General features: G+C 74.5%; 21 protein-coding genes. 5 read left to right on the top strand and 16 right to left on the bottom strand.

All coding sequences use genetic code 11. The annotated features are described in order from the left end of the window. Nucleotides 1–8: 8 nt before the first annotated feature. Together AB0D08_RS08240 and AB0D08_RS08245 are read right to left on the bottom strand one after the other, a co-directional pair. Nucleotides 9–1,022 carry a GntR family transcriptional regulator gene (locus AB0D08_RS08240; RefSeq protein ID WP_359887011.1) on the bottom strand — a complete coding sequence of 338 codons (1,014 nt, stop codon included), beginning with the start codon at nucleotides 1,020–1,022 and terminating at the stop codon, nucleotides 9–11. 180 nt (nucleotides 1,023–1,202) lie between these two features. Further along, nucleotides 1,203–2,000, bottom strand: coding sequence for a carbon-nitrogen family hydrolase (locus AB0D08_RS08245; protein ID WP_033821604.1), 798 nt, complete (start codon nucleotides 1,998–2,000; stop codon nucleotides 1,203–1,205). 167 nt (nucleotides 2,001–2,167) lie between these two features. Between AB0D08_RS08245 and AB0D08_RS08250 the strand changes: the two genes are divergently transcribed. Both AB0D08_RS08250 and AB0D08_RS08255 read left to right on the top strand, forming a co-directional pair. Further along, nucleotides 2,168–3,001 (top strand): maleylpyruvate isomerase family mycothiol-dependent enzyme, encoded by an 834-nt coding sequence (locus tag AB0D08_RS08250; protein WP_033821603.1) that lies wholly within the window; start codon nucleotides 2,168–2,170, stop codon nucleotides 2,999–3,001. 163 nt (nucleotides 3,002–3,164) lie between these two features. Further along, entirely contained in the window at nucleotides 3,165–3,980 is an 816-nt protein-coding gene (locus tag AB0D08_RS08255) for a BRO family protein (RefSeq protein WP_051812894.1), read from the top strand. Nucleotides 3,981–4,017: 37 nt separating this feature from the next. On the opposite strand, the gene AB0D08_RS08260 is transcribed toward AB0D08_RS08255, so the two are convergent. From AB0D08_RS08260 to AB0D08_RS08285, 6 genes are all read right to left on the bottom strand, one after another. Further along, on the bottom strand, nucleotides 4,018–5,379 hold the full coding sequence (locus tag AB0D08_RS08260; RefSeq protein WP_359887014.1) for an MFS transporter: 1,362 nt from the start codon (nucleotides 5,377–5,379) through the stop codon (nucleotides 4,018–4,020). Between the two features lie 80 nt (nucleotides 5,380–5,459). Then, nucleotides 5,460–6,698, bottom strand: coding sequence for a M64 family metallopeptidase (locus tag AB0D08_RS08265; protein WP_359887016.1), 1,239 nt, complete (start codon nucleotides 6,696–6,698; stop codon nucleotides 5,460–5,462). A 197-nt stretch (nucleotides 6,699–6,895) separates the two neighbouring features. After that, a complete protein-coding gene (locus AB0D08_RS08270) occupies nucleotides 6,896–8,164 on the bottom strand; it encodes an ABC transporter permease (protein WP_359887017.1) in 1,269 nt (422 codons plus the stop codon). 1 nt (nucleotide 8,165) lies between these two features. Continuing rightward, nucleotides 8,166–8,900 (bottom strand): ABC transporter ATP-binding protein, encoded by a 735-nt coding sequence (locus AB0D08_RS08275; protein ID WP_051812887.1) that lies wholly within the window; start codon nucleotides 8,898–8,900, stop codon nucleotides 8,166–8,168. Further along, nucleotides 8,897–10,399 (bottom strand): peptidoglycan-binding protein, encoded by a 1,503-nt coding sequence (locus tag AB0D08_RS08280; protein ID WP_051812885.1) that lies wholly within the window; start codon nucleotides 10,397–10,399, stop codon nucleotides 8,897–8,899. Before AB0D08_RS08280 ends, AB0D08_RS08275 begins: the two co-directional genes overlap by 4 nt. A 214-nt stretch (nucleotides 10,400–10,613) precedes the next feature. Continuing rightward, on the bottom strand, nucleotides 10,614–11,855 hold the full coding sequence (locus AB0D08_RS08285) for a benzoate/H(+) symporter BenE family transporter (protein WP_033821602.1): 1,242 nt from the start codon (nucleotides 11,853–11,855) through the stop codon (nucleotides 10,614–10,616). Nucleotides 11,856–12,049: 194 nt separating this feature from the next. On the opposite strand from AB0D08_RS08285, the gene AB0D08_RS08290 reads away from it, so the two are divergent. Further along, nucleotides 12,050–12,937, top strand: a complete 888-nt coding sequence (locus AB0D08_RS08290) for a hypothetical protein (RefSeq protein ID WP_051812882.1) — start codon at nucleotides 12,050–12,052, stop codon at nucleotides 12,935–12,937. 65 nt (nucleotides 12,938–13,002) lie between these two features. On the opposite strand, the gene AB0D08_RS08295 is transcribed toward AB0D08_RS08290, so the two are convergent. From AB0D08_RS08295 to pdhA, 3 genes are read right to left on the bottom strand one after another with little or no spacing between them, the layout of a single operon-like run. Continuing rightward, entirely contained in the window at nucleotides 13,003–14,460 is a 1,458-nt protein-coding gene (locus AB0D08_RS08295) for a dihydrolipoamide acetyltransferase family protein (protein ID WP_359887022.1), read from the bottom strand. A 14-nt stretch (nucleotides 14,461–14,474) separates the two neighbouring features. Further along, the gene (locus AB0D08_RS08300; RefSeq protein ID WP_149038276.1) at nucleotides 14,475–15,452 is read right to left on the bottom strand and encodes an alpha-ketoacid dehydrogenase subunit beta; all 978 of its coding nucleotides are present in this window, start codon (nucleotides 15,450–15,452) and stop codon (nucleotides 14,475–14,477) included. Further along, nucleotides 15,449–16,606, bottom strand: coding sequence for a pyruvate dehydrogenase (acetyl-transferring) E1 component subunit alpha (gene pdhA / locus AB0D08_RS08305; protein ID WP_149038275.1), 1,158 nt, complete (start codon nucleotides 16,604–16,606; stop codon nucleotides 15,449–15,451). Before pdhA ends, AB0D08_RS08300 begins: the two co-directional genes overlap by 4 nt. 377 nt (nucleotides 16,607–16,983) lie before the next feature. Between pdhA and AB0D08_RS08310 the strand changes: the two genes are divergently transcribed. Both AB0D08_RS08310 and AB0D08_RS08315 read left to right on the top strand, forming a co-directional pair. Further along, nucleotides 16,984–17,643, top strand: coding sequence for a response regulator transcription factor (locus AB0D08_RS08310; RefSeq protein WP_359887025.1), 660 nt, complete (start codon nucleotides 16,984–16,986; stop codon nucleotides 17,641–17,643). 75 nt (nucleotides 17,644–17,718) lie between these two features. Then, nucleotides 17,719–18,927, top strand: a complete 1,209-nt coding sequence (locus AB0D08_RS08315; protein ID WP_233289115.1) for a phosphotransferase — start codon at nucleotides 17,719–17,721, stop codon at nucleotides 18,925–18,927. Nucleotides 18,928–18,991: 64 nt separating this feature from the next. Here AB0D08_RS08315 and AB0D08_RS08320 read toward each other — a convergent pair whose 3' ends face one another. The 5 genes from AB0D08_RS08320 to AB0D08_RS08340 form a co-directional block, all read right to left on the bottom strand. Further along, nucleotides 18,992–20,593, bottom strand: coding sequence for a protein kinase (locus AB0D08_RS08320; RefSeq protein ID WP_359887040.1), 1,602 nt, complete (start codon nucleotides 20,591–20,593; stop codon nucleotides 18,992–18,994). Nucleotides 20,594–20,834: 241 nt separating this feature from the next. Beyond that, nucleotides 20,835–22,307, bottom strand: a complete 1,473-nt coding sequence (locus AB0D08_RS08325) for a protein kinase (protein ID WP_359887028.1) — start codon at nucleotides 22,305–22,307, stop codon at nucleotides 20,835–20,837. A gap of 203 nt (nucleotides 22,308–22,510) precedes the next feature. Continuing rightward, on the bottom strand, nucleotides 22,511–23,119 hold the full coding sequence (locus tag AB0D08_RS08330) for a bacterial proteasome activator family protein (protein ID WP_082526395.1): 609 nt from the start codon (nucleotides 23,117–23,119) through the stop codon (nucleotides 22,511–22,513). A 237-nt stretch (nucleotides 23,120–23,356) separates the two neighbouring features. Then, nucleotides 23,357–24,208: a hypothetical protein gene (locus AB0D08_RS08335; RefSeq protein ID WP_359887031.1), complete on the bottom strand. Its 852-nt coding sequence runs from the start codon at nucleotides 24,206–24,208 to the stop codon at nucleotides 23,357–23,359. Between the two features lie 148 nt (nucleotides 24,209–24,356). After that, the gene (locus AB0D08_RS08340) at nucleotides 24,357–25,334 is read right to left on the bottom strand and encodes an NAD(P)H-quinone oxidoreductase (protein ID WP_033825376.1); all 978 of its coding nucleotides are present in this window, start codon (nucleotides 25,332–25,334) and stop codon (nucleotides 24,357–24,359) included. Nucleotides 25,335–25,581 lie beyond the last annotated feature (247 nt).

Below are 25,581 nucleotides of genomic sequence, written 5' to 3' on the forward strand. Positions count from 1 at the left end.
CGCCCACCCTACCGGCCCGGCGCCGGCTCCCCGTTCTCCGGCTGCGGCAGCCGCAGCGGGCGCCCGAACCGGCCCGGCGGGACGAAGCGCGGCTGCGGCACCCGGCCGAGGCCCGGCCCGGCCCGGCCGACGGACGGCTCCACCCGCTCCACCCGCTCGTCCCGCTCGGATCCGGCCGACGCCGGCGGGAGTCCGGGCGGCCCGGCGTCCGGTGCGTCGCGCAGCAGCGCCAGCACCGAGACCGACTCCAGCGGCTGGCCGGTCAGCCGGGCCAGCAGCTCCACGGTGAAGACGTTGTACTCGTTGACCACGCGCTGGGCGCCGGTCACGTCCCGTTCCTCGATCCGGTCCACCAGTTCGCCGTGGCGGTCCCAGCAGACGCCGCCGAGATCGCCCGCCGCCCGCAGGTACGGCGCCGCGAACATCCACGACTGCACCCGCAGCCAGCCGAGGTACTCGGCGATCCGGGCGTTGCCGAGCAGCGCCGCCGCCTCCTGCCAGAACCGCAGGTCGCACCCGACCAGCACGTCCAGCTGCCCGGCCCGGGAGGCCTGGGTGGCGGCGACGGCCCGGCGGCGCAGCGAGGGCAGCCGGCCCCAGTCGTACCCGGGGGCGCGGACCAGCAGCTGGCGGATCGCGCTGTCGGTGAGCAGGGTCCTGGCCTCGAAGATCTCCAGGAAGTCGGCCCAGCCGAACTCGGGGACGGTGAAGCCGCGGTGGTGCTCGGCCCGGAGCAGTCCCTGGGCGGCCAGGTCGACCAGTGCCTCCCGGGCCGGGGTGGCCGAGACGCCGTACAGGTCGGCGATCTCCTTGACGGTGAAGTTGCGGCCCGCCGGGAGGCGGCCGGCCATCATCTCCTCGCGCAGCGCCTCCGCGATCTGCTCGCGCAGGCTGTTGCGCTTGATCGCGGCCCGGCCGTCCGGGCCGCCGGCCAGGCCGGCCCCGGGCAGGCCGAAGCCCGGTACGCCGAAGCCCTGCAGGGTACGGCCGGGGCCGGACCCGGACATGCTCGACTCGGGCACCCCGACCTCCCCCTCCTCCACCGGCCTGAACGCGACGCAGGCTCACCTTCTCAGAAGTTGCGCACACCCCGGCCGGGCATGTCAAGCACGGTAGGGAGCGGCCCGGGCGCCGGCCGGCGCCCCCGGGCGGGACGGACGGTCGGGGCCGGGCGGGACGGACGGTCGGGGCCGGGCGGGCGGTCAGCGCTGGACCGGTGCCGGGATGCCGAGCAGCCGGTCCCGGTGCACGGGGAATTCCGATCTGGCCTTGGCCACCTCCGCGGGGTCGAACTCCACGGTGATCACCTCCTCCTCGGTGCCGGCCTCCGCCAGCACCCGTCCCCAGGGATCGACCACCAGGCTGTGCCCGGCCTGCTCGACCCCGCCGTGGGTGCCCGCGGTGTTGCAGGCCAGTACGTACGCCTGCTCCTCGACCGCGCGGGCCCGGGCGAGCAGGGTCCAGTGCTCGCGGCGGCGGGCCGGCCAGGCGGCCGGGACCACCAGCAGTTCGGCGCCGGCGTCCAGCAGGGCCCGGAACAGCTCGGGGAAGCGCAGGTCGTAGCAGGTGGCGAGGCCGAGCCGGCCGAGGTCGGTGGCGGCGGTGACGATCTCCTGCCCGGCGCCCATCACCACCGCCTCGCCGCTGTCGAAACCGAAGCGGTGGATCTTCCGGTAGGTGTGCGCCAGCTCGCCGTCGGGGGCGAACAGCAGCGAGGTGTTGTAGATCGGGCCGTCCGGATCGCGCTCGACGATCGAACCCGCGTGCAGCCAGACCCCGGCCGCCGCGGCGGCGGCCGACATGGTCTCCACGGTAGGGCCGTCCAGCGTCTCCGCCCCGGCGCCCCAGGACTCGTAGGCGAACCCGCCCAGCGGCCAGAGCTCGGGCAGGACCACCAGGTCCGCCCCTTCCTGGGCCCGGACCAGAGCAGCGGCCCTGGCCCGCCGTTCGGCGGCCGGCTCGGAGTCGGAGACCGCGAGTTGGATCAAAGAAGCGCGCACAGTACCACCGTCCACGGCAAGAGTCCTACGATCATCACCCGAAAGCGCTGCCCTGCTGTCACCCGGCAGCGTAACGTGCGGGTAGCGCGTGCGCCCGGAAGCTCAGGAGTCTCCCCCTCACTCCCGGGCCGCGCGGGACGGAAGCTGACGGAGGACCGGAGATTCCCGTGACGGAGAACCAGACCGTGCAGGCGTACACCGACGCGTGGCTCCACTCCATCGAGTCGATATCCGAGCTGCTGGCCGCGCTGCCCACCGACGCGTGGAACCGGCCCACCGAGTGCCCCGGCTGGTCGGTCCGGGACGTGGTCTCCCACATCATCGGCGTCGAGTCCGAGCTGCTCGGCGACCCCCGGCCGATCCACTCCCTCCCGCGCGACCTGCGGCACGTCACCGGCGAGTTCGCCCGGTACATGGAGCTGCCGGTCGACAAGCGGCGCTGCCACACGCCCGTCGAGCTGACCGGCGAGCTGGAGTACACCGTCATCCGGCGCAGCCGGGCCCTGCGGGGTGCCAAGCAGGGCCCCGACGACCTGGTCCGCTGGCCGGCCGGGCCGCTCTCCCGGGACGTCCCCTACAGCCAGCTGCTGCGGACCCGGGCGTTCGACGTCTGGGTACACGAGCAGGACCTGCGCCGCGCGCTGGGCACCCCGGGCAACCTGGACTCGCCCGCCGCCGCGGTCACCCGCGACTTCCTGGTCGAGGGCCTGCCCCGGGTGGTGGCCAAGCTGGCCGGGGCGCCGGCCGGCGCAGCGGTCGTCGTCGACGTGACCGGACCGATGGAGTTCCAGCGCACCGTGCGGGTGGACGAGGCCGGCCGCGCCGCCGTCGACGCCTCGGTCACCCTCGCCCCGGACGTCCGGCTCACCCTCGACTGGGAGACCTACGTCCGGCTCGCCTGCGGGCGGGTCCGGCCGCAGGCGGTGGGCGGCGCGGTCCGGGTCAACGGCGACACCGAGCTGGCCGCCCGGGTGCTGGCCAACTTCGCACTGACGCCCTGATCATCCCCACCACCGGCCGTTACATCCGGCCGGATGTAGGCCCCGGGCCGCACGCCGGGGTCCGCGCTCCGCACTCCCGTTCGTCCGCGCGGTGCCGGTACGCCGTCCGTCCGGCCTCGTTGTCCCGGTCGGCCCGTCACCACGAGTGAAGGAGGGGCGGCGGATGAACGACGCCGACATGGTGTTGGTGAGGACGAGCTTCCCGGTCACCGGGCAGCCGATCCGGGTCGTCATGATCGACGGCGAGCCGTGGTTCGTCACGGCGGACGTGTGCAAGGTGCTGGGGAGGAAGAACCCCAGCGACACCGCCGCGGGCCTGCCCACAGGTCTCGCCAGGGTGGTGGACCTGCGGCTGGCAACCCTAGGTGTGACCGAGGGTATGCAGGTTTCCGCAGGTCAGAAACCCTACGAGGGTAGGAACCCGATGATCGGGGTGATCAGCGAGGCGGGTCTCTACCGCCTCGTGCTGCGCTCCGACAAGCCGGCCGCCCGGCCGTTCCAGGACTGGGTCACCGGTGAGCTGCTGCCGTCGATCCGGCGGGGCGACACGGACGTGCCGCAGCAGCAGCGCCGGATGGCGGAGAGCCTCGCCGAGGCGATCGGCCAACGGGTGGAGGTTCTGGCGGAGGTCGACCGGGACGACCACGAGGGCGTCCACCTCCGCTCGGACGGGACGGTGCACTGCCGGCACGGCGAGATGGCGTTCGTGGTCCCCGGCCCCGGCGAGGACAGCGGGCCACCGTTCGGCCCGTACTACGAGTGCCGGAGCGTCGAGCGGGTCGGGATCAGGGGCGGCCGGGCGCTGGTGCGCTGCGGCCGGCTCAAGATGGTGGACCTGGCCCGCCGGCTGGCGTCGCCGCGTCCGCCGAGCCGCGAACCCCGCGGCTCCGGGCCGCTCACCTGTGAGCTCGGCCGGGCCCGGATCCACGGCGATGCCGCCGGGATCGCCGCCCTGCTCCGCGCGGCCGGCGAGCTGTAGCGCGGACCGTAGCGGCGGGCTGCGGCCCGGACCGCGGTCAGGCGGGCCGGCCCGCCCGCCTGACCGCCCGGCGCAGCCGCAGGATCATCAGCGTGCCGCCTGCGAGCGGCAGGAACTGCCAGCAGAACGCCCACCGGTAGGTGTCCGCGGTGTACCCGGCGCCGTCCGAGAACGCGTCGAGCAGGACGCCGATGCCCAGCAGGGTGAGCATGGCGCCGATGAACCCGCCCATGTTGGCGATGCCGGAGGCGGTGCCCAGCCGCTGAGCCGGGTTGTACGAGCGGGCGTAGTCGAGGCCGACCAGCGAGGCGGGGCCGTTGCTGCCCATCACCACCAGCAGGACCACCAGCAGCCACAGCGGCGGGTGTCCGGCCGGCCAGGCCAGCGCGAGCGCCCAGCACAGTGCGGTGGCGGTGATGACGCTGAGGGTGATCGGCATCCGGGTGGCGGGTGTCCGGGAGACCAGCCGGCCGAAGACCAGTGCGAAGGCCATGGTGCTGAACACCAGCAGGGTGAGCAGTCCGCCGGCCTCGCCCCGGCTCATGCCCTGGCCCTCGACCAGGTAGGGGAGCCCCCAGAGCAGGCCGAAGGCCGAGGCGGGGAAGGCGGTGGTGAAGTGGACCCACATGCCGAGCCGGGTGCCCGGTTCCTGCCAGGAGTCGCGGATCTGCCGGCGGACGGACGGGCGCGGCCCGGTGGTGGCGGCAGCGGCGGCCCCGCCTGCGGCCCCGGTCTCCGGGCCCTCCCGCAGCCCGAGCGCGACCAGCGCCGCGACCGCCACGCCGGCCACCGCGATCACCCCGAACGAGAAGGTCCAACCCTCCCGGTGCAGGGCCTCGGCGAGCACCACGGTGGTGACCAGGTTGCCGCCCATCCCGGCGAGTCCGGTCAGCTGGGCGACCAGCGGGTTGCGGGCGGCCGGGAACCAGCGGGCGGCGATCCGCAGCACGCTGATGAAGGTCATCGCGTCGCCGCAGCCGAGCACCGCCCGGGAGCCGAGCGCCGGCCCGAACGAGGTGCTGAGCGCGAATGCCAGCTGGCCGGCGCTCATCAGCAGGACGCCCAGCAGCAGCACCCGGCGCGGTCCGTAGCGGTCGACCAGCAGGCCGACCGGGATCTGCATGGCCGCGTAGACCAGCACCTGGAGGATGGAGAAGGTGGAGAGCGCCGAGGCGCCGATCCCGAACCGCTCGGTGGCGTCCAGTCCGGCGACCCCGAGGCTGGTGCGGTGCACCACCGCCAGCACGTACACCGTGCAGCCGATCGCCCAGGCCAGCCAGGCGGCCCGTCCGCCGGGCGGCCCCGGCAGGGCCGGTGGCGGCGCGGTCGTGGACGCCTCGGCGGGCCCGGGGCCGGGTACGGATACGGAGCGGACGGTGCCCACGGGGTCCACGGTCATAGTGACCCCAGGCTAGTCATCCCATCAAATGATCTATTCCGCAGGGTCGGGCCGGGCGCGCGGGGGCGGCGGGCCGCCGCTCAGCCGGTCACGGTCCAGCTCACCGAACGCGTCATGAACTCGTCCCGGAAGGCCTCGTCGCGCACCCAGTCGGTGGTGTCGGTGACGGTGGCCTTCACGGTGGCCTTCTGACCGGGGGCCAGCGGCAGCATCGCCGTGTCCAGCCAGGTCCGGTCGGGGGCCTGCGGTTCCACCGCCACCCCGTCCACCGTCCAGTCCACCTTCAGCTGCCGCGCCCCGACCAGCTGCAGCGGGTGCACGGTCAGCCTGGTCGGGCCGCTCACCGTGCCGGGCGCCGGGCTGGGCGCGTCCACCGGGCGGACCCGCCGGTAGATCTGCTCCAGGATCGCCTCCCGGGAGGGCAGGTTGTAGGTGCCGCCCAGGGTGCGCATCACCGAGTCCTCGGTGGGCCGGTAGAGCCCGTTGGCGCTGCGGTACGCGCCGACGGTGCCGCCGCCGTCCGGCGACTGCGCGTCCAGCCAGCGCCACCACTTCACCTTGGTGCGCCGCATCTCCTCGGCGTCGACGGTGGAGAGGTTGGGGTAGCCGCCGTCGTCCGGGGCGCTGTCGTACTCGTCGCCGAGCTCGCCCACGGTGTGCCCGATCTCGTGCTGGATGATCCGCCCGGCGTCCGGGCTGCCGCCGGACAGGGTGGTCACCCCGGTGCCGCCCGCGCCGCCGTACTCGCTGGAGTTGGCCAGTGCGATCAGGTACTGCGGCCCGTCGCCCTCGCCCGCGTACCGGGCGGTGGCGGACTCGTCGGCGCACAGCAGCCGGGCGGTGCCCTCGCACCAGAAGTGCATGCCGAGCGGGGTGCTCACGCTCCGGCTGCCGCTCTCGCCCTCGGCGATGCCGGAGGACGGGGACACCACGTCGACCCGCCTTATGTTGAAGTAGCCCTGGTAGCTGCGGAACGGCTCGATCTCCATCAGCGCGTGCCAGGCCCGGTCCGCCTGGTCCCGGAACATCACCTGCTGGTCCTCGGTGTACCCGTCGCCGAGCAGGACCAGGGTGATCCGGTTGGCCGGGTCACCGGAGCGCCTTATGTCGACGGTCGGTGCGGTCCCGGGTGCCCGCAGGTCCGCCTGCTGGGGGCTGCGCGGCGGCGCCGCGTGGTCGGTGAGCGGACCGGCCGGGGGTCCTATCACCGTGGACGGCGAGGGTGCGGCCAGCTCCAGCGCGGCGGGCAGCGCGGCGGCCGAGATCAGCACCAGCGCTGCGGTACTCCGGACGAAGCGGCCATGAGTGCCAGACGGCATACGGGTCGTCCTCGGTGCTCCGGTCACCCGGCGGGGCGCTCGGGTGGGGTGGTCGGGAAGACGTACCCTGCGCGTGTCGCGACCGGTCGGCGGCGGACGGAAGTTCGCCCCATGGGAGCAAGGCCTCACCGGTTCGGCGCACCCCGGCGCGACAGCGGCCGGAGGGCCGGGGTCCGCGGCGCCGTCCGGCCGGGGGCTCAGCCGCTGCGCAACGCCTGCAGCGGGTCGGTGCGGGCGGCCCGGACCGCCGGGTACAGGCCGGCCAGCAGCCCGACCAGGCTGCCGATCAGCGGGGCCGGCAGGGTCGCCAGCGGCTGCAGGACGGCGGTCCACTCCCGTACGGCGGCCACCGCGACGACCACCAGCACACCGAGGCCGGTACCGATCAGTCCGCCGAGCGTGCCCAGGGCGGTGGACTCGGTGAGGAACTGCGCGGCGATGTGGTGGGTGCGGGCGCCCAGCGAGCGGCGCAGGCCGATCTCCTCGGTCCGTTCCAGCACCGCGACCAGGGTGGTGTTGGCGATCCCGACCGCCCCCACCACCAGGCAGATCGCCGCCAGGGCCAGGAAGAGCCCGGTCAGGTCGGAGGTGACGTGGTCCCGGAGGCTGTGCGGGTCCGGCGGCGGGGTGACGGTGAGCCGTTCGGCCGCGTCCGGGCGCAGCGCCACCGCCAGCTGTGCGGCGACGACCGGGGCGGCGCCGGTCCGGGTGGCGGCCAGCAGGTGGGCGGCCTGCTCGTCACCGAGGCCGGGATTGCCGAAGCGGTCCAGCGCGGTGGTGCTGGGGATGATCAGGCCGAGCAGGGTGTCCGGCAGCCGCTGGACGTCCCGGTAGACGCCGACCACGGTGTAGGGCAGGCCGTCGATGAAGACCGCCGGCTGGGCGTCCAGCCGGGTCACCCCGAGCCGGCCGGCGGCCGCCTCGCTGAGCAGCACCACCGGCAGCCTGGCCTGCTCGACGTACCGGTCCAGGGTCACCCCGGAGGCCAGCGTCGGCCCGATCGCGGCGACCGCGCCGGGGGTCGCGGCGAACACCGACAGGCCCTGTCCGGCCGTGCCGTCGGCGGTCGGCGAGGACGAGATCCGCAGGCCGTCCGCGGCCACCCGCCACCAGACGCCCGCCGAACTGACCCCGTCGATCGCGCCCGCCCGGGCGTCGGCGTCGGCGGGGAAGCTGGTCGGCGGCCTGGCCCCGGGGGCGAGGCCGTCCTGCGCCGGGTGGTCGGTGACCGTGACGGTGGTCGCCTTGGTGAGGTCGAACTGGCGGCCGATCTGCCCGGCAGCGGTGGCGGTCAGTCCGAGTACGGCCACGAACGCGCCGATGCCGAGGACCGTGCCGAGCATGGTCAGCACCGACCGGCCGGGCCGCTGGATCACCCCGGCCAGGGCCTCGGCGACCAGGTCGACGGGGCCCAGCCGGGCCGACGCCCCGGGCGGCTCGGACCGGGCCAGCACGGACCGGCCCATCTCAGACCGCCACCGGCTCGCTCAGCCGCCCGTCCGCGATCCGCACCGCCCGGGGCGCCCGGGCGGCCACCGCCGGGTCATGGGTGATCACCACCAGGGTGTAGCCCTCCTGGTGCAGCCGGTCGAAACGCTCCAGCACGGCCGCGGCGTTGGCCGAGTCCAGGTTGCCGGTCGGCTCGTCGCACAGCAGCAGGCTGGGCCGGTTGACCAGCGCCCGGGCGATGGCGACCCGCTGGCGTTCGCCACCGGACAGCGTGGTCGGCAGCGCGTCCGTCCGGTGGCCGAGTCCGACCTGCTCCAGCGCCGCCCGGGCGGCCCGCCGGCGCTGCGCCCGCGGGGTGCGGTTGTAGACCTGGGCCAGCAGCACGTTCTCCTCGGCGGTGCGGTGCGGGAGCAGGTGGAAGGACTGGAAGACGAAGCCGATCCGGCGGCCTCGCAGGGCCGAGCGGTCCCGGTCGCGCAGGCCGGCGGTGTCGATGCCGTCCAGCTCGTAGTGGCCGGTGGTCGGGGTGTCCAGCAGCCCGAGCAGGTGCAGCAGCGTCGACTTGCCGGAGCCGGACGGTCCGGTGACCGCCACGTACTCGCCCTGACGGATCGTCAGATCGCAGGGGTGCAGGGCGGTGACCGGTGGCGGCCCGGGGTGGCTGCGGCCCACCCCGGCCAGCCGGATGACGGGCGGAGCGGCCGCGGGGGCTGATTCGGGGGCTGCTTCGGGAGCCGTACGCGGTGTGCTCACCGGCCGACCGCCACCTGGTCGCCCTCGGCCAACTCCCCGCCGCCGACGGCGTTCACGCCGACGTAGCCGTTGGCGCTGACCCCGGTGGCCACCGGGACGGTGATCCGCCGGCCGGCGGCGGCCACCCTGGTGACGGCGGTCTGCCCGGCCGCGTCGGTGAACACCGCCGCCACCGGCACGCTCAGCACCGGCTCGGGCCGGGCGCCGCGCAGCACGGTGATCCGGACGTTCTGGCCGCTGAACGCCGGGGGCAGCGGTTCGGCCGGGGCGATCTGCACCGGCACGAACGCGGGGGCCTGCGGGCCGCCCTGGGCCGGGGCGCCCGGGTTGGCGCCGGCCGGTCCGGCGGCGGACCCGGCGGCCGGTCCGCCGATCGCGATCACCCGGCCGGCCGGTGGCGTGGTGGTCGGGGAGCCCAGCTCGGCGACGGTCCCCCGGACGGTCCGGCCGGTCGTCTCGGAGAGGATCTCGACCTCCATCCCCGGGGTGATCCCGGCCGCCTGCGCCGGGCCGAGCTGGCCGGTCACCGCCAGCTGCCCGCCGGTGAGCGAGAGCAGCGGGCCGGACACCGGCGATCCGACCGGGGCGTTCACCGCGGTGACCACGGCGGGGAGTTCGGGCAGGAAGACCACCTCGCCGGCGGGCACCATCGGGCCGTTCACCGCCTGGGCCTGCGCCAGCGTCTCGCGGTCCTCGGCCAGTTTCCGCCGGGCGGCGGCGAGTTGCTGCTCCGGGCCGGCGGCGGGCGGGGCCGCCGAGCCGGACGCGCCGGCGGTGCCGGTGCCCGCGGGGGCGGCGCCGGCCGCCTGCTGCGCCTTCAGCGCGTCGACCGCCTGCTGGTCGGCCTCGACCGCCTTGCGGGCGGCGTCGACGGCCTGCTGGGTGGCGGCGCCGGTGGTCGGCGCGCTGTACCCGAGGTGCCGGTAGTGGCCGGTGACGGCCTCGGCGGTCCCGGGGCCGTACGTGCCGCTCGGGTCACCGCCGCGGCCGTACCCGAGCTGCGCCAGCGCGGCCTGCAGCTCGGCCACGTCGGGGCCGGTGCTGCCGGGCTTGATGTCCCGGTAGGCGGGCACCGGGCCGCGCAGGACGAACAGCGGCTGCCCGGAGACCTCCGCGAGCAGCTGCCCGTTGGCGACCTGGTCACCGGACCTGACCGCGAGCCGGGAGACGTACAGCTGGGTGACGTCGGCCGAGGCCGCCACCGGTGACACGTTGTACTGGGTCGGCGGGTAGACCTGGCCGCGGGTGACCGTCGACTGGGCGAGGACCTGCCGGGTGACCGGGGCGGTGAGCAGGGTGAGGGGCGGCGGTGCGGTGTCGGCGGCGCGTTCGGCGGGCGATTTGACCAGCGAGGACGCGGCCAGGCCACCACCGGCCAGCACCGCCGAGACCACGGTCACCGCCAGCAGTGTCCGCCGGCGCCGGGCCATCCGGGAGGCTCCTGCGGTCGGGGCGTCGACGCTGTCCCGGACCTCGTCCGGCTCGCTCGGCTCGCTCAATTTCCAGATCCCCGGTTGCTCGGACGCGCCCCGACAGTGCCGGTCACGGAAGTGCCTTCCGGATACCGTTCGTGTTGCCAATTCGGCATGCGGGTCCGGCAGTTACGCATCCTTCGCGGCCCCCGCATTCGAACGGGCAAAGCCTACCCGCCGGTTGGGCCGAATTCGGTCCGTTCGGCGAACCCGCCGGGCGGGCCGGCCGGGTGCGGACGGCTCAGGCCCGGCGGCGGGCGTGGAGCAGCAGATGGGTGGCCAGTCCGAGCAGCAGGCCCCAGAAGGCGGCGCCGATACCGAACAGGCTCATTCCCGAGGCGGTGGCGAGGAAGGTCACCACGGCGGCGTCGCGGCCCTTCTCGTCCCCGAGGGCGGCCGCCAGGCTGCCCTGGAAGGAGGCGAGCAGGGCGACCCCCGCGATCACCGCGATCAGCGCGTGCGGCAGGCCGGTGAACAGGCTGACCAGCACCCCGCCGAAGCTGCCCACCACCAGGTAGAGGACGCCGGCCGACATCCCCGCGATGTAGCGGCGGCGCGGGTCCGGGTGGCTCTCCGGGCTGGTGCAGATGGCCGCGGTGATCGCCGCCAGGTTGACCCCGGGGGAGCCGAACGGCGCCAGCAGCACGGACAGTCCGCCGGTCGCGCCGATCAGCAGCCGGTCGTCCGGCCGGTAGCCCGAGGCCCGCATGATGCCGAGGCCGGGGGCGTTCTGGGAGGCGAGCGCCACGATGGTGAGCGGCAGGGCCAGGCCGACCGCGGCCGCCCAGGAGAAGCCCGGGACGGTGAGGACCGGCACCGTGGGTCCGCCCGCGCCGAGGTTGAGTGGGAGTCCCACGGTGGCCGCCGCCAGTACCGCGCCGGCCAGCAGTGCGATCGGTACCGCGTACCGCGGCACCAGCCGCTTGGCCAGCAGGAAGGCGGCGAAGCAGCCCAGCACCAGGACCGGGGCGCCCCGGAGTTCGGTGAAGATCCCGGCGCCGAAGGTGAACAGGATGCCCGCCAGCATCGCGTTGACGATCCCGGCCGGGATCGCCCGGATCAGCCGGCCGAACAGCCCGGTCACCCCGAACAGCGCCACCACGGCGCTGCTCAGCAGGAAGGCGCCGACCGCGTCGCGGTACGGGTACGCACCGAGGCTGCCCACCAGCAGGGCCGCCCCCGGGGTGGACCAGGCGGTGATCACGGGCGTCCTGGTCCACCAGGACAGCAGCAGGCAGGTCAGCCCGCTGCCGATCGACACCGCCCAGATCCAGGACGCCGTGCGCGCCTGGTCCAGGTGGCCCGCGGCGGCGGCCGCGAGCACCACCACCAGCGGGCCGGAGAAGGACACCGCGATGCAGACCAGGCCCGCGAGCAGCGCCGGGAGCGAGACGTCCCGGCGCAGCGAGGGCCGTGGGCCGGGCGGTGCCGGGGGCTCGGCGGGTTCGACTGCGGGGCGCTGGACTATCGACGGGTCGGCCACCCGAGCAGTATCCCCGGTGGCCGTCCGAGGTTCCCGGAAAAGGTCAGAACCACCTGCAACCCCCGGCGGGGATGGACGTCTATGAGGGTGAAGGGCACGGAGAGAACGGAACCGGCGGTACGGCCGGGGGGACCGACGCGCCGGACACCTTCAGCCAACACACCGCCGTTTCAGCGCCCTTGGGGACCCCTGTCATGCGTACGCCCGTTATCTCCCGTATTGTCCGCTCCTCCGCCGCCACCGTCGCCGCCCTCGCCCTCGGTACCGGGCTTCCCCTGACCATCGGCGCCGGCACCGCCCACGCCTGCGGCGACCGGCCCGCGAAGGCCGCCCCGAGCGCCACCGCGTTCGGCTTCCGGTCGGCCGACACGGTGACCGGCTTCGTCGCGCCCACCCCCACCACCATCACCGCGGGCGGCCCGAAGATCGAGATCGGCATCGAGGAGGGCAACTTCAGCGGCAAGCCGATCGACCTGGTCGCCCCGGCCTTCTCGCTCTACAACGAGCGGGCGAGCGGCCACGGCATCGGCACCATGCTGAAGATCGAGGAGCTGTCGGTGGAGGTCATGGACCACGGCAGGTGGACCCCGCTGGCGATGCGCTACGGCTGCGACCCGATGATCAGCACCGACACCTCCGCGCTCGCCGAGCCGCTCGCCGACGGCCGGGCCCACCGGTTCGTGTTCCGGGTCGGCCTGTCCGCGGACGCCCCGGCGGACCAGACCCGGATCCAGATCTACGCCGGCCGGACCGAGCAGGGGAAGGCGAACATCCTCGACCTCGACGTCGAGCACCCGGCTCCCGCCCCGGCCCCCGCCGCGCCGGCCGGCACCCCGACCGCGACCCCGACCAAGGCCGCCACCGAGGCCGCCGACAAGCCCGCGGCGGTACCGGCCGCGGTCAAGGACTCCGCACCCCAGTCCCCGGTCGCGCCGACCACCGCACCAGCCGCCGCCCCCGCCGCCGAGCTGGCCTCCACCGGCCCCTCCGCGCCGACCGGCTTCCTGTTCGGCGCGGCCGGCGCCTGCCTCGCGCTCGGCCTCGGCGTGCTGTACACCGTCCGCCGGGCCGCCCGGCGGTAGCCGGACGCGGAAGGGCCCCGCTCCCCTGCCCGGGGAACGGGGCCCTTCGCCGTGCTCCGGGGGCGTCAGCCCCAGGTGATCAGGCGCTTCGGCTGCTCCAGGATGGCCGCGACGTCCGCGAGCACCTTGGAGCCGAGCTCGCCGTCGACCAGCCGGTGGTCGAAGGAGAGCGCCAGCGTGGTGACCTGGCGCGGCACCACCTTGCCCTTGTGCACCCACGGCAGGTCCCGCACCGCGCCGAAGGCCAGGATGGCCGCCTCGCCCGGGTTGAGGATCGGGGTGCCGGTGTCGACGCCGAAGACGCCGACGTTGGTGATGGTCACCGAGCCGCCCTGCATGTCCGCCGGGGAGGTCTTGCCCTGCCGCGCCGTGTCGATCAGATCACCGAGCGAGACGGCGAGCTGCGGCAGCGTCTGGGAGCCGGCGTCCTTGATGTTCGGCACGATCAGACCGCGCGGGGTGGCCGCGGCGATACCGAGGTTGACCTGGCCCTTGAGGACGATCTCCTGAGCCGCCTCGTCCCAGCTGGCGTTGACCTCGGGGTGGCGGCGGATGGCCGTCAGCAGCGCCTTGGCGACCAGCAGCAGCGGGCTGACCCGCACGCCCTGGCCCAGCTCGCCGCTCTCCTTGAGCCTGCGCACCAGCTTCATCGTGCGGGTCACGTCGACCTGCACGAACTCGGTCACGTGCGGCGCGGTGAACGCCGAGGAGACCATCGCCGCGGCGGTCGCCTTGCGGACGCCCTTGACCGGGATCCGCACATCGCCCGCGCCCGGGACCGAGCCCGCGACCGAACCGGCACCCGCGTCGGCGGCCACCGCCACCGGCTGGGGCGCGGCGGCCGGTGCCGGGGCCTCGACCACCGGGATCCCGACCTGCGGGGCCACCGGAACGACGGCGGAGTGCACGTCCTCGCGGGTGATCACCCCGCCGGGACCGGTCGCCACCACGGTCCGCAGGTCGATGCCGAGGTCCTTGGCGAGCTTGCGCACCGGGGGCTTGGCCAGCGGGCGGTCCCCTTCGACGACCGGCGCCTGCGCCGGAACCACCGGCACGGGCACCGGAACCGCGATCGGGGCCACCACGGCGGCGGCCACCGGGGCGGCGGCGGGTGCGGCCGTCGTACGGCGGGCCCGGCGCTGGGTGCCGCCGGTCCGCGGCCCGTACCCGACCAGCACCTCGCGGCGCTCCGGGACCGCCTCGGTCTCGGCCGGGGCCGCGACGGCGGCGACCGGGGCGGGGGCGGCCGGCTCGGCCGGGGCCGCACCCGCGACCGCCACCGAGATGATCGCGGTGCCGACGTCGACCGTGCTGCCCTCGGGGAAGAACAGCTGGTCGACGGTGCCGGTGAACGGGATCGGCAGCTCGACCGCGGCCTTGGCGGTCTCCACCTCGCAGACGACCTGGCCGTCCGTGACGGTGTCACCGGGCTTGACGAACCAGGTGAGGATCTCGGCCTCGGTCAGGCCCTCGCCGACGTCCGGCATCTTGAACTCGCGGAGCGAGCGAACTTCGGTGGTCACGGCTCTCGCTCCTCTCAGAACGCCAGGGCGCGGTCGACGGCGTCCAGCACCCGGTCCAGGTCCGGCAGGTAGGTCTCCTCGACCCGCGACGGCGGGTACGGGGCGTGGTAGCCGCCTACCCGCAGGACCGGGGCCTCCAGGTGGTAGAAGCAGCTCTCGGTGAGCCGGGCGGCCAGCTCGGCGCCCAGGCCCATGAAGACCGGCGCCTCGTGCACCACGATGGCGCGGCCGGTGCGCTTGACCGACTCCTCGACGGTGGCGAAGTCGATCGGCGAGATCGAGCGCAGGTCGACGATCTCCAGCCGGCGGCCGTCCTCCTCGGCGGCCGCGGCGGCCTCCTGGCAGACCTTGACCATCGGGCCGTACGCGATCAGCGTCGCGTCGGTGCCCGGCCGGACGATCCGCGCCGCGTGCAGCGGCAGCGAGGGGGCGTCCTCGACCTCGCCCTTGTCCCAGTAGCGCCGCTTGGGCTCCAGGAAGATCACCGGGTCGTCCGACTCGATGGCCTGGCGCAGCATCCAGTGCGCGTCGTTGGCGTTGGACGGGCTGACCACCCGCAGGCCCGCGGTGTGCGCGAAGTACGCCTCGTGCGACTCGCTGTGGTGCTCGACGGCGCCGATGCCGCCGCCGTACGGGATCCGGACGGTGACCGGCATCTTCACGTGGCCGAGCGCACGGGCGTGCATCTTGGCGAGCTGGGTGACGATCTGGTCGAAGGCCGGGTAGACGAAACCGTCGAACTGGATCTCCACCACCGGGCGGTAGCCGCGCAGCGCGAGGCCGATCGCGGTGCCGACGATGCCGGACTCGGCGAGCGGGGTGTCGATCACCCGGTCCTCGCCGAAGTCCTTCTGCAGGCCGTCGGTGATCCGGAAGACACCGCCGAGCTTGCCGATGTCCTCGCCCATCAGGACGGTCTTCGGGTCGTTCTCGAGCGACTTGCGCAGCGCCTCGTTGAGCGCCTTGGCGATGTTGAGCTGACCTGCCATCAGAGGTTCTCCCCACCCTCGAAGGAGGCCGCGTACGCCTCGTACTCGGCCCGTTCCTCGTCCACCAGTGTGTGCGGCTCGGCATACACATGGTCGAAGATCAGGGTCGGGTCCGGGTCGGGCATGGTTCGGACGCCCTCGCGCACCCGCAGGCCGAGCTGCTCGCTCTGGGCCTCGACCTCGGCGAAGAACGCCTCGTCGGCCAGGCCCTCCTTGTCCAGGTGGGCCTTGAGCCGCAGGATCGGGTCCTTGGCCTTCCAGGCCTCGGTCTCCTCGGTGAGGCGGTAGCGGGTCGGGTCGTCGGAGGTGGTGTGGGCACCCATCCGGTAGGTGAAGGCCTCGATGAGCACCGGGCCGTTGCCGCTGCGGGCGTGGTCCAGCGCCCAGCGGGTCACCGCGAGACAGGCCAGCACGTCGTTGCCGTCCACCCGGACGCCCGGGAAGCCGAAGCCGGAGGCGCGGCGGTACAGCGGGATCTTGGTCTGGGTGGTGGTGGGCTCGGAGATCGCCCACTGGTTGTTCTGGCAGAAGAACACCACCGGCGCGTTGTAGACCGAGGCGAAGGTGAAGGCCTCGTTGACGTCGCCCTGGCTGGAGGCGCCGTCGCCGAAGTAGGCGATCACCGCGTCGTCCGCGCCGTCCTTGGTGATGCCCATCGCGTAGCCGGTCGCGTGCAGCGTCTGCGAGCCGATCACGATGGTGTAGAGGTGGAAGTTCTTCTCGTTCGGGTCCCAGCCGCCGTGGTTCACGCCGCGGAACATGCCGAGCAGGTTCAGCGGGTCCACGTCCCGGCACCAGGCGACGCCGTGCTCCCGGTAGGTCGGGAAGGCGTAGTCGCCCGGGCGCATCGCGCGACCGGAGCCGACCTGGGCGGCCTCCTGGCCGAGCAGCGAGGCCCACAGGCCCAGCTCGCCCTGGCGCTGGAGCGAGGTGGCCTCGGCGTCGAAGCGCCGGACCAGCACCAGGTCGCGGTAGAGGGCGCGGAGCTCCTCGGGGGTGGTCACCAGGGGGAACTCCGGGTGCTCGACCCGCTCGCCCTCGGGCGTGAGCAGCTGTACGAGCTCCGCGGGGGCTCCCGCGCCCGTGCGGAGGTTGTCAGGGACGGCGGGGGCGGCCTTCTTGCGCGCCCTCGTCGTGCTTTTGACGGTCACGTTCACTCCTCGGTCTGTCCGGCCGCCCGGGGTCGCCGGTGACCGGTCCGGTCACCGCCTCGCGCGGCGCGCTTGGGTGTGCGCGCCGGGTGCTCGGCAGGTGGTGATCCTTTTCCGACGGCGTCCCTCTGGCGAGAACGTTACCCAGCGTCGCCCCTTGGCGCCCTTGCGCTTGGACGTCCTAGTTCTTCGCTCCCGGAGAACAGCGGGTGTGGCGCAGCTCTCTTCGGCGGTGCCGTCAGGACACCAGCGCACGCTATCCGGGCAGGCCGCTCGGCGTAAGGGGGTAACGGGAATCGATTCGGTCTCCGCACCCGGTGCATCCGCACGGTCACCGATCCGGTCGGACGGACGCCGGCTGGGCGGTATGGGAGGCTTTGAGCGTGAGCGAAAACGGACAAATCAGAGTTTTTCTCCTCGATGATCATGAGATCGTCCGCCGTGGCGTACACGATCTGCTGTCCACCGAGGAGGACATCGAGGTGGTCGGCGAGGCCGGTACCGCCGCCGAGGCGCTGGCCAGGGTCGCGGCGGTCCAGCCCGACGTGGCCGTGCTCGACGTCCGGCTGCCGGACGGCAACGGGGTCGAGGTCTGCCGCGAGGTCCGCTCGCACCACCCGCAGATCAGGTGCCTGATGTTGACGTCCTTCTCGGACGACGAGGCGCTCTTCGACTCGATCATGGCCGGCGCCTCCGGCTACGTCCTCAAGGCGATCCGCGGCACCGACCTGCTCTCCGCCGTGCGCGACGTGGCGGCCGGAAAGTCACTGCTCGACCCGGTCGCCACCAGCCGGGTGCTGGAGCGGCTGCGCGAAGGGGGCGAGAAGGAGGACCAGCGGCTCGCCCAGCTGACCCGGCAGGAGCGGCGGATCCTGGACCTGATCGGCGAGGGGATGACCAACCGGCAGATCGGCAATGAACTTCACCTGGCGGAGAAGACGGTGAAGAACTACGTCTCCAGCCTGCTGGCCAAGATGGGCATGGAACGGCGCACCCAGGCCGCCGCCTACGTGGCCCGCCACCAGGCCGATCACCACAACTGAGCCGCCCCGGGCATCCCTAATCATATTCCTAACAGTGTGTCAAGTACCTATTGCGCCAGGCATTACGCTCGGGCCGTGACCGCGCAACCGCACTCCTCGGCCCCGTCCGATCCGGCATCGGTGCTGCTCGCACCGGTGTTCCTGCCCCGTCCGTCCGCCCCGGCCGACAACCACGTCCCGCTGCCGGGCCACCGGGCCCCGGCACCGGGCCGGCCGATAGCGCAGGCGCCGGCCCGGCCCGATCCGGCGGCCCCGCCGGTCGGCACCCTGAGCCCGCCGGTCGCCCACACCGCCGTGGCCCGGGTGCTGCGGGAGTTCCGCACCGCGCCGGCGCTGCGGGTGCGCCCGGTCGCCGAAGGCCTGCTCAACCGCGGTTACCGGGTGACCACCGAAGCCGGCACCTACTTCCTCAAGTGCTACGTCGACCAGGCCACCGCGACCCGCCCGGCGATCACCGCCCAGCACCACGCCTCGCTCGCGCTGCACCGCGCCGGACTGCCGGTGGCCCCGCCCCTGGCCGCCCAGGACGGCCGGACGGTGGTCGCCTGCGGCGGCCGGTACTTCGCGCTCTTCCCGTGGGTCGCCGGGGTCCACCGGCACGGCACCGAGCTCGACCAGCAGCAGTGCGGCGACCTCGGCGCGCTGCTCGGCCGGCTGCACGGCGCGCTGGCGAAGGTCTGCGCCCCCGTCCGGCAGCCGCCCGGACGGCTGTCCGCCGACCCGGCCGAGACCGCGCTGCTGGTCGCCCAGCTGCTCCGGCTGGCCCGCCGGGCCGCGCCGCACGGACCATTCGACGTCCTGGCCGAGCAACGGCTGCTGGAGCGGGCCGAGTTGCTCGCCGCCCGGCGCCACCTGCGGCCCTCCCCCGCCGCGGCCCCGCCCACCGGCTGGACCCACGGCGACTTCCACGGGCTCAACCTGCTGCACCGGGGCGGGCGGGTGGTCGCCGTCCTGGACTGGGACAAGCTCGGCCTGCACCCGACCGCCGAGGAGGCGGTCCGCTCGGCCACCCTGATCTTCAACGACCCGGTCACCGGCGTCCTGGACCTCTGCCGGGTCCGCCACTACGCCCGCGGCTACCGCGACAGCGGGGCGGCGGGCGCCCGCGAGATGGCCGCCGCCGTGCACCGGGTCTGGTGGGAGCGGCTGAACGACCTCTGGATGCTGCAGTGGCACTACCAGCGCGGCGACCACCGCGCCGATCCGCTGTTCCCCGGCTCGGCCGGCCAACTCGCCTGGTGGTGCCAGGAGTACGAGCAGGTGCTGGACGCCTTCACCAACTGAGCAGCTGAGCGCCGACGGCCCCCGCCCGGGAAGGGCGGGGGCCGTCGTGCGTCCGGGTCCGTGGCTACTGCGTAGTCGCCGGGGGCGGAGTCGTCTGCGCGGAGGGCGAGGTGGACGGCTTGCTGGACGGGCTCGTCGACGGCGAGGCCGCGCCGGTCGGCGACTTGGACGCGCTGGCCGACGGCGAGGCCGACGGCGACGGCGAGGTCGAGCGGCTCGCGCTCGGCGACGCCGACGGGCTGTTCACCGGGGACTCCGGCTGGCGGGTGACGGGGTTGGTCTGGGTGCGGACCGGCGACGGCGACGGCTGGCCGGTGCTCGGCTCCGCCGTGCTCGGCTGGCTGGCGACCGTCGGCGGCGGCGTCACCACCGGGTTGTCGTTGCCCTTGTGCCCGCCGCCGCTCAGTGCCAGCGCGGTGCCGACGGCGGCCGCGAGCAGCACCGCCACCACGGCGAGCACCCAGCCCCACGGGTTGCGCCGGCGCTGCGGGCCCTCACCGCCGCCACCGTCGTCGTAGCCGTTCCCGCCGCCCTCCCCCGGGCCGCCCGCACCGCGGTACGGCTGCGAGGGGGTCTGGTACGGCGAGGTGACCTGGTACGGCATCGCCTCGGTCTGGCCGGTGCCGGTGACCGCGCCGAACGGCTCGGTCATCGCCGTACCGCCGCTCGGCGGACCGTCGTAGCGCGGCTGGCCGCCGCTGTTGCCGGAGGCCGCGGCGGCGAGCCCGGCGGCCGCGGCGGCACCCGCGGCACCGGCCGCGTAGCCGCTGCCCGCAGCGCCGTGCATCTGCCGCAGCGCGTGCTGCACATGGGCCCGGAACTCGTCCGCGCTCTGGAAGCGGTCGTCCGGGTTCTTCGCCAGCGAGCGCAGCACCAGGTCGTCCAGCTCCGGCGGCACCCGCCGGCTGATCCGGGACGGCGGCACCGCGATGTCCTGGACGTGCTGGTAGACCACCGCGAGGGGGGTCTCGCCGACGAACGGCGGCCGCAGCGCCAGCAGTTCGTACAGCATGCAGCCGGCCGCGTACAGGTCGGAGCGGTGGTCGACGGCCTTGCCGAGCGCCTGCTCCGGCGAGAGGTACTGCGGGGTGCCCATCACCATGCCGGTCTGGGTCATGGTGCTGGCCGCGCCGGTGAGCGCCCGGGCGATGCCGAAGTCCATCACCTTGACCGCGCCGCCGGTCGTGATGATGACGTTGGCGGGCTTGATGTCACGGTGCACGATGCCGTGGCGGTGGCTGTAGGCGAGCGCCTCCAGCACGCCGGCGATGATGATGAGCGCCTGGTCGACCGGCGGCGCCTCCTCGTCCACCAGCAGCTCGCGGACGGTCCGGCCCTCGACCAGCTCCATCACGATGTACGGCGTGGACTCCTCGCCGTGGTGCTCCTCGCCGGTGTCGTAGACCGCGACGATCGAGTGGTGGTTGAGCGCGGCGACGGCGTGAGCCTCACGGGTGAAGCGCAGCCGCGCCACCTCGTCCTGGGCCAGCTCCCCGCGCAGCAGCTTGACCGCGACGGTCCGGCCGAGCCGGACGTCCTGGGCGGAGAAGACCTCGGCCATGCCGCCCCGGCCGAGCCTGCCGGTCAGGCGGTAGCGGCCGTCGCCGAGGGTGCCGAGCGGCAGGTTGGTGCCGCGGGACGGAGTGCCACCGGGTCCGGACAGCATCGCGGTCTCGGCGTCCGGGGACCCGGCGTTCGAGGCCTGGGCGTCGGCGGCCCGGGTGTTCCGGCCGTTCCCGGCGTCCGCCCCTGCGTTCGGCTCCGGCTCGCCCTCACCCGGCTGCTCTGTCTGTGCCATCGCTCCTCGCCCCGGGCCCTCGCTCGGCGCGCAGTCGCCCTGTCGGTTCCGTCCCTGTGCACGCTACCGCTTCACGCGGGCGGCCGGTGTCCAGCTCCTCGGCCGCCGGTCAGATTCGGTCGCCGCCGACGGCGCCGAGGTCCAGCGTCACGGCCGGGCGCCCGGCACCGTACGGGTCGGTGTCGGTGGTGTTGGTCTTGTCCTTGGCCGCGACGATCGCCACGATGACCACGGCCAGCACGATCACGCCCACGATCACGCCGACCACGATCAGCGCGGTCGAGCAGCCGTTGTTCGAGTTGGCCGGCCGCGGCCCGTACGGCCCGGGCTGCATCGGTCCCGGCTGCATCGGTCCCGGCTGCATCGGCATCGGACCCGTCGGCATCGGACCCGTCGGGTGCGCCTGCTGCGGGAACGGGTGCGGGGTCCGGTACCCCGGCTGCGGGAACGGCGGCGGGGTGTGCGCCTGCTGCGGGAACGGCGCGGGCGTCTGCGGGGCCTGTGCGAACGGGTGCGGGGTCTGCGGCGCCTGGTACGGCGACGGCGTCTGCGGGGCCGGCTGGTAGTGCGGCTGGACCTGCGGCGCGGGCGTCCGGATGTCCCCGGTGACCTGCGGGAAGTTGGTCATCGACGGCGCGGCGTGGACCGACCGCGGGCCCTCGCTGATCACCAGCGGGGTGCTCGCCTGCAGCGGGATCCCGCCCTTGTCGCCGCCGGAGATCCGCTCGACCTCCTCGCGCATCGCCTCGGCGGTCGGGAAGCGGTGGGCCGGGTCCTTGCGCAGGGCCCGGGCCACCAGCGCGTCGACCGCCGGCGGCACCGCGGCGTTGACGGTGGACGGGGCCGGCGGCTCCTCCTGCACGTGCTTGTACGCGATGGTGAACGCGGTGTCGCCGTCGAACGGCAGCCGCCCGGTGAGCAGCTCGAACAGCATGCAGCCGACCGAGTAGAGGTCGGCGCGGGCGTCCACGCTCTTGCCGAGCGCCTGCTCCGGCGAGAGGTACTGCGGGGTGCCGACCACCATGCCGGTCTGGGTCATCGAGGTGACGCCGGACTGCAGGGCGCGGGCGATGCCGAAGTCCATCACCTTGATGACGCCCTTGGAACTGACCATCACGTTGCCGGGCTTGATGTCGCGGTGCACCAGGCCCTGGTCGTGCGAGGCCTCCAGCGCGGACAGCACCGACGCGGTGATCTTCAGGGCCTGGTCGGTGGACATCGCGCCCTGCCGGGAGACGGTGTCCTTCAGGACGTCGCCGAGCGCCTGGCCCTCGACGTACTCCATCACGATGTACGGGGTGGTCAGGCCCTCCGCGGTGACGTCCTCGCCGCTGTCGAAGACCGAGACGATGTTGGTGTGCTGGAGCCGCGCCACCGCCTGCGCCTCGCGGCGGAAGCGCTCCTTGAACGCCGCCTGGCCGCCGAGTTCGATGTTCAGGGTCTTCACGGCGACCAGCCGGTCCAGCACCGTGTCGTGGGCCAGGTGGACGGAGGCCATGCCGCCCTGGCCGAGCAGGCGCTGGATCACATAGCGGCCGTTGCCCAGGGAGTGGCCCGCGACCGGGTTGGCGTCCTCGCTCATGGTCCCTGCTTCCCCCTCGGCGCGGCGGCGCCGCAGCCTCATGGTCTGGTCCGGATGCACCGGTCGGGCAGGCCGTGGCCCGCCGACCCCCGCCGCCGGTCGAGTCCGACGGCAGGGGCCAGGGTATCGGCTCGCGCCGACGTGATCGGGTTCAGGGGCGGGAACGTGTCCCAGCTGCTACAGAGCCGGTACAGGGCCGTCGATCAGAGGTACGGACCTGAGCGGATCCCGCGGCCGGGGGCCGGCTCGTCCGGCTCCAGGTCTCCGCCGTTCACCCCGGGCGGCAGCGCCCGCCGCATCTGCTCCAACTGTGCGCGGGCCGCCATCTGCTGGGCGAACAGCGCGGTCTGGATGCCGTGGAACAGGCCCTCCAGCCAGCCCACCAGCTGTGCCTGCGCGATCCGCAGCTCCGCCTCGGTGGGGATCGCGTCATCGGTGAACGGCAGCGACAGCCGCTCCAGTTCCTCGACCAGCTCAGGGGCCAGCCCCAGTTCGAGCTCCTTGATCGAACTGGCGTGGATCTCCTTCAGCCGGACCCGGCTGGCCTCGTCCAGCGGCGCGACCCGGACCTCCTCCAGCAGCTGCTTGATCATGCTGCCGATCCGCATGACCTTGGCCGGCTGCTCGACCATCTCGGTCACCGGCAGCTCACGCGGCTCCCCCGCATGGTCCCCGGCGCCGAAGCCCGATCCGGGCACCGCGCCGATCGGCATCCCGTCCGGGCCCACGATCAGCACCTTGGGGCTGCTCGGGGAATCGTCGTCCGACGCCTGGTAGGGCTCCTGCGGCCGTTCGTTCATCGGCTTGGTCATAGCTCCTTCATATGCTTCGTCGATCGAGCTGGTCAACGAACCGGGGCCGGCCCGCAGCGGTGCCCGCCCCGCCGCCGGACGTCCCCCGTCCCTGGCCCGGGCACTGCTCCGGGCACCCGCCGGCAGCTTTCCGATCGTCCCACACCGGGCCGCGTGCCGATCATCGGTGCCCCAATCATGCTTCCCCGGCGCCGTGTTGATGCGGCGACGGACACCGGTCCGGCCGGGGTGCCAGGGTCAGCCCCGGCGCATCCGCAGGCCGACCAGTCCGAGCCCGCAGCCGATCAGGGCCAGCCCGGCCCCGAGCGGGAACTGCATCCCGGCCGGGTCGCCGTGGCGGGGCGCCGCGGCCTGCGGCTGGAACTGCACCGCCGGGGCCGCCACCGGCGCGGCCGCCTGCACCGACGGCTGGTCCGGCGCGGGGACGGGATCCTCGGCGGGCGTGGGCGTGGGCGCGGTCGGCTCGGGCGCCGCCCAGCTCCGCTGCGGGGCCCGGACCTGGTCCTCGGTGCCGTGACCGGCTCCCGGGAGCTGCCCGGCCACCGGGCCGTCCGCGGGCACGTACACCGGGGCGGGGGCGTGGTGGTACCGGTCGGGCTGATCGGCCGGAGCCGTGGGCTGCGGGTCGGCCTCCGGCGGCAGGCCGGGGCGGTGGTCGGCCGGGTGGTCCGGCGGCGGGCCCTCGGCGACGGTCGGGGTCACCGAGGCCGCCGGGGCGGGCGAGGCCGGGCCGGGGTGCTCCGCGGGCGGCGTCGGCGCGGGGCCGGACGCCGCCACCGGACCCGCCGCCGGGCTCCGGTCGGGAACCTGCGGCACGGCCGGGGGCACGGCGGACGGCTGCGGGGTGGAGCGCTGCGGCCGGGCCGGGGGGCACGCCTCCCGCACCGGCGGGCCGGCCGGTCCCTGCGGCTCGGTGGCGAACGCGGCGGGCAGCGCGGCCGCGGGTACGGCGACCGGCCCGGCCGCCAGGGCCGGGCCCGCCAGCAGCACCGGCAGCACCAGGCCGGTCCCGGTCAGCACGGCACCACGGCGCACGGCCGCGGGAAGGCCGGAGCGGAAGGTCGAGAGCACGTACGCAAGCGCGGCCATGGGAAGCAGGTCCTTCCGACGGCCGACCGCAGCGGGGCGCGATCGGCGGCGGACAGCTCCGCACCAGCCTCACACAAACCGACAATCCGGGCATTTCGGCAGGCTGGGCCCTCGGGACCACCCCCGGCCCGCCGCCGACCCGCGCCGCTCAGACCTGCAGCACCACCTTGCCCACCTGCTCACCGGCCTCCAGCACCCGGTGGGCGGCGGCCGCGTCCGCCATCGGCAGCACCCGGTCCACCACCGGCCGCACCACGCCCGCCTCGACCAGCGGCCAGACGTGCTCGCGCACCGCGGCCACGATCGCCGCCTTCTCCGCCAGCGGCCGCGGGCGCAGCGAGGTGGCCGCGACCGCGGCCCGCTTGGCCAGCAGGGTGGCCAGGTTCAGCTCCCCCTGCACCCCGCCCTGCAGGCCGATGATCACCAGGCGGCCGCTGACCGCCAGCGCGTCCACGTTCCGCTGCAGGTACTTGGCGCCCATGATGTCCAGGATCACGTCGGCGCCCGCCCCGCCGGTGGCCTCCCGGACCGCCGCCACGAAGTCCTGCTCCCGGTAGTTGATGCCGACGTCCGCGCCCAGTTCGGCGCAGCGCGCCAGTTTCTCGGCGCTGCCCGCCGTCACCAGGACCCGCGCGCCGACCGCCTTGGCCAGCTGGATCGCCATCGTGCCGATGCCGCTGCCACCGCCGTGCAGCAGCACCGTCTCGGCGGGCCGCAGGTGGGCCACCATGAAGACATTCGACCAGACCGTGGCGGCCACCTCGGGCAGCGACGCCGCCTCCACCGGGCTCAGGCCCTTCGGGACCGGGAGCAGCTGCCCGGCGGGCACCGCCACCCGCTGCGCGTAGCCGCCGCCGGTCAGCAGCGCGCAGACCTCGTCTCCGACGGCCCACCCGGCGACGCCGGGGCCCAGCTCGACGATCCGGCCCGAGCACTCCAGTCCCGGGTAGGGCGAACTGCCCGCCGGCGGGTCGTAGAAGCCCTGACGCTGCAGCAGATCGGCCCGGTTGACGGCGCTCGCCGCGACCTCGACCAGCACCTCTCCGGCGGCGGGCACCGGGTCGGGCACCTCCGTCCAGGTCAGCACCTCGGGTCCGCCGGACTGGGGAATCGTGATGGCTCGCATGGCGCCACGCTACGCGCGCACCACGGCCCATGTCCGGTCGGCCCGCTGGCGGGTGACGGGGGGACGGCTGCGACACTCCGCGCCCGAGCGCCGGTTCGCGGCCCGCCGGACCCCATGCTTGTCCCTGTGCCGAACACCGAACCCAGCACCGCGGCCCGCGGCCCCATCGCCGACCGCAACGACTGCGTGGTGGCCGACCTGTGGTCGCTGCGCTCGGTCCACGACCGGCGGGCCTGGCACGACGACC

The sequence above is a fragment of the Kitasatospora sp. NPDC048540 genome (assembly GCF_040651175.1).
Taxonomy (GTDB): Bacteria; Actinomycetota; Actinomycetes; order Streptomycetales; family Streptomycetaceae; genus Kitasatospora.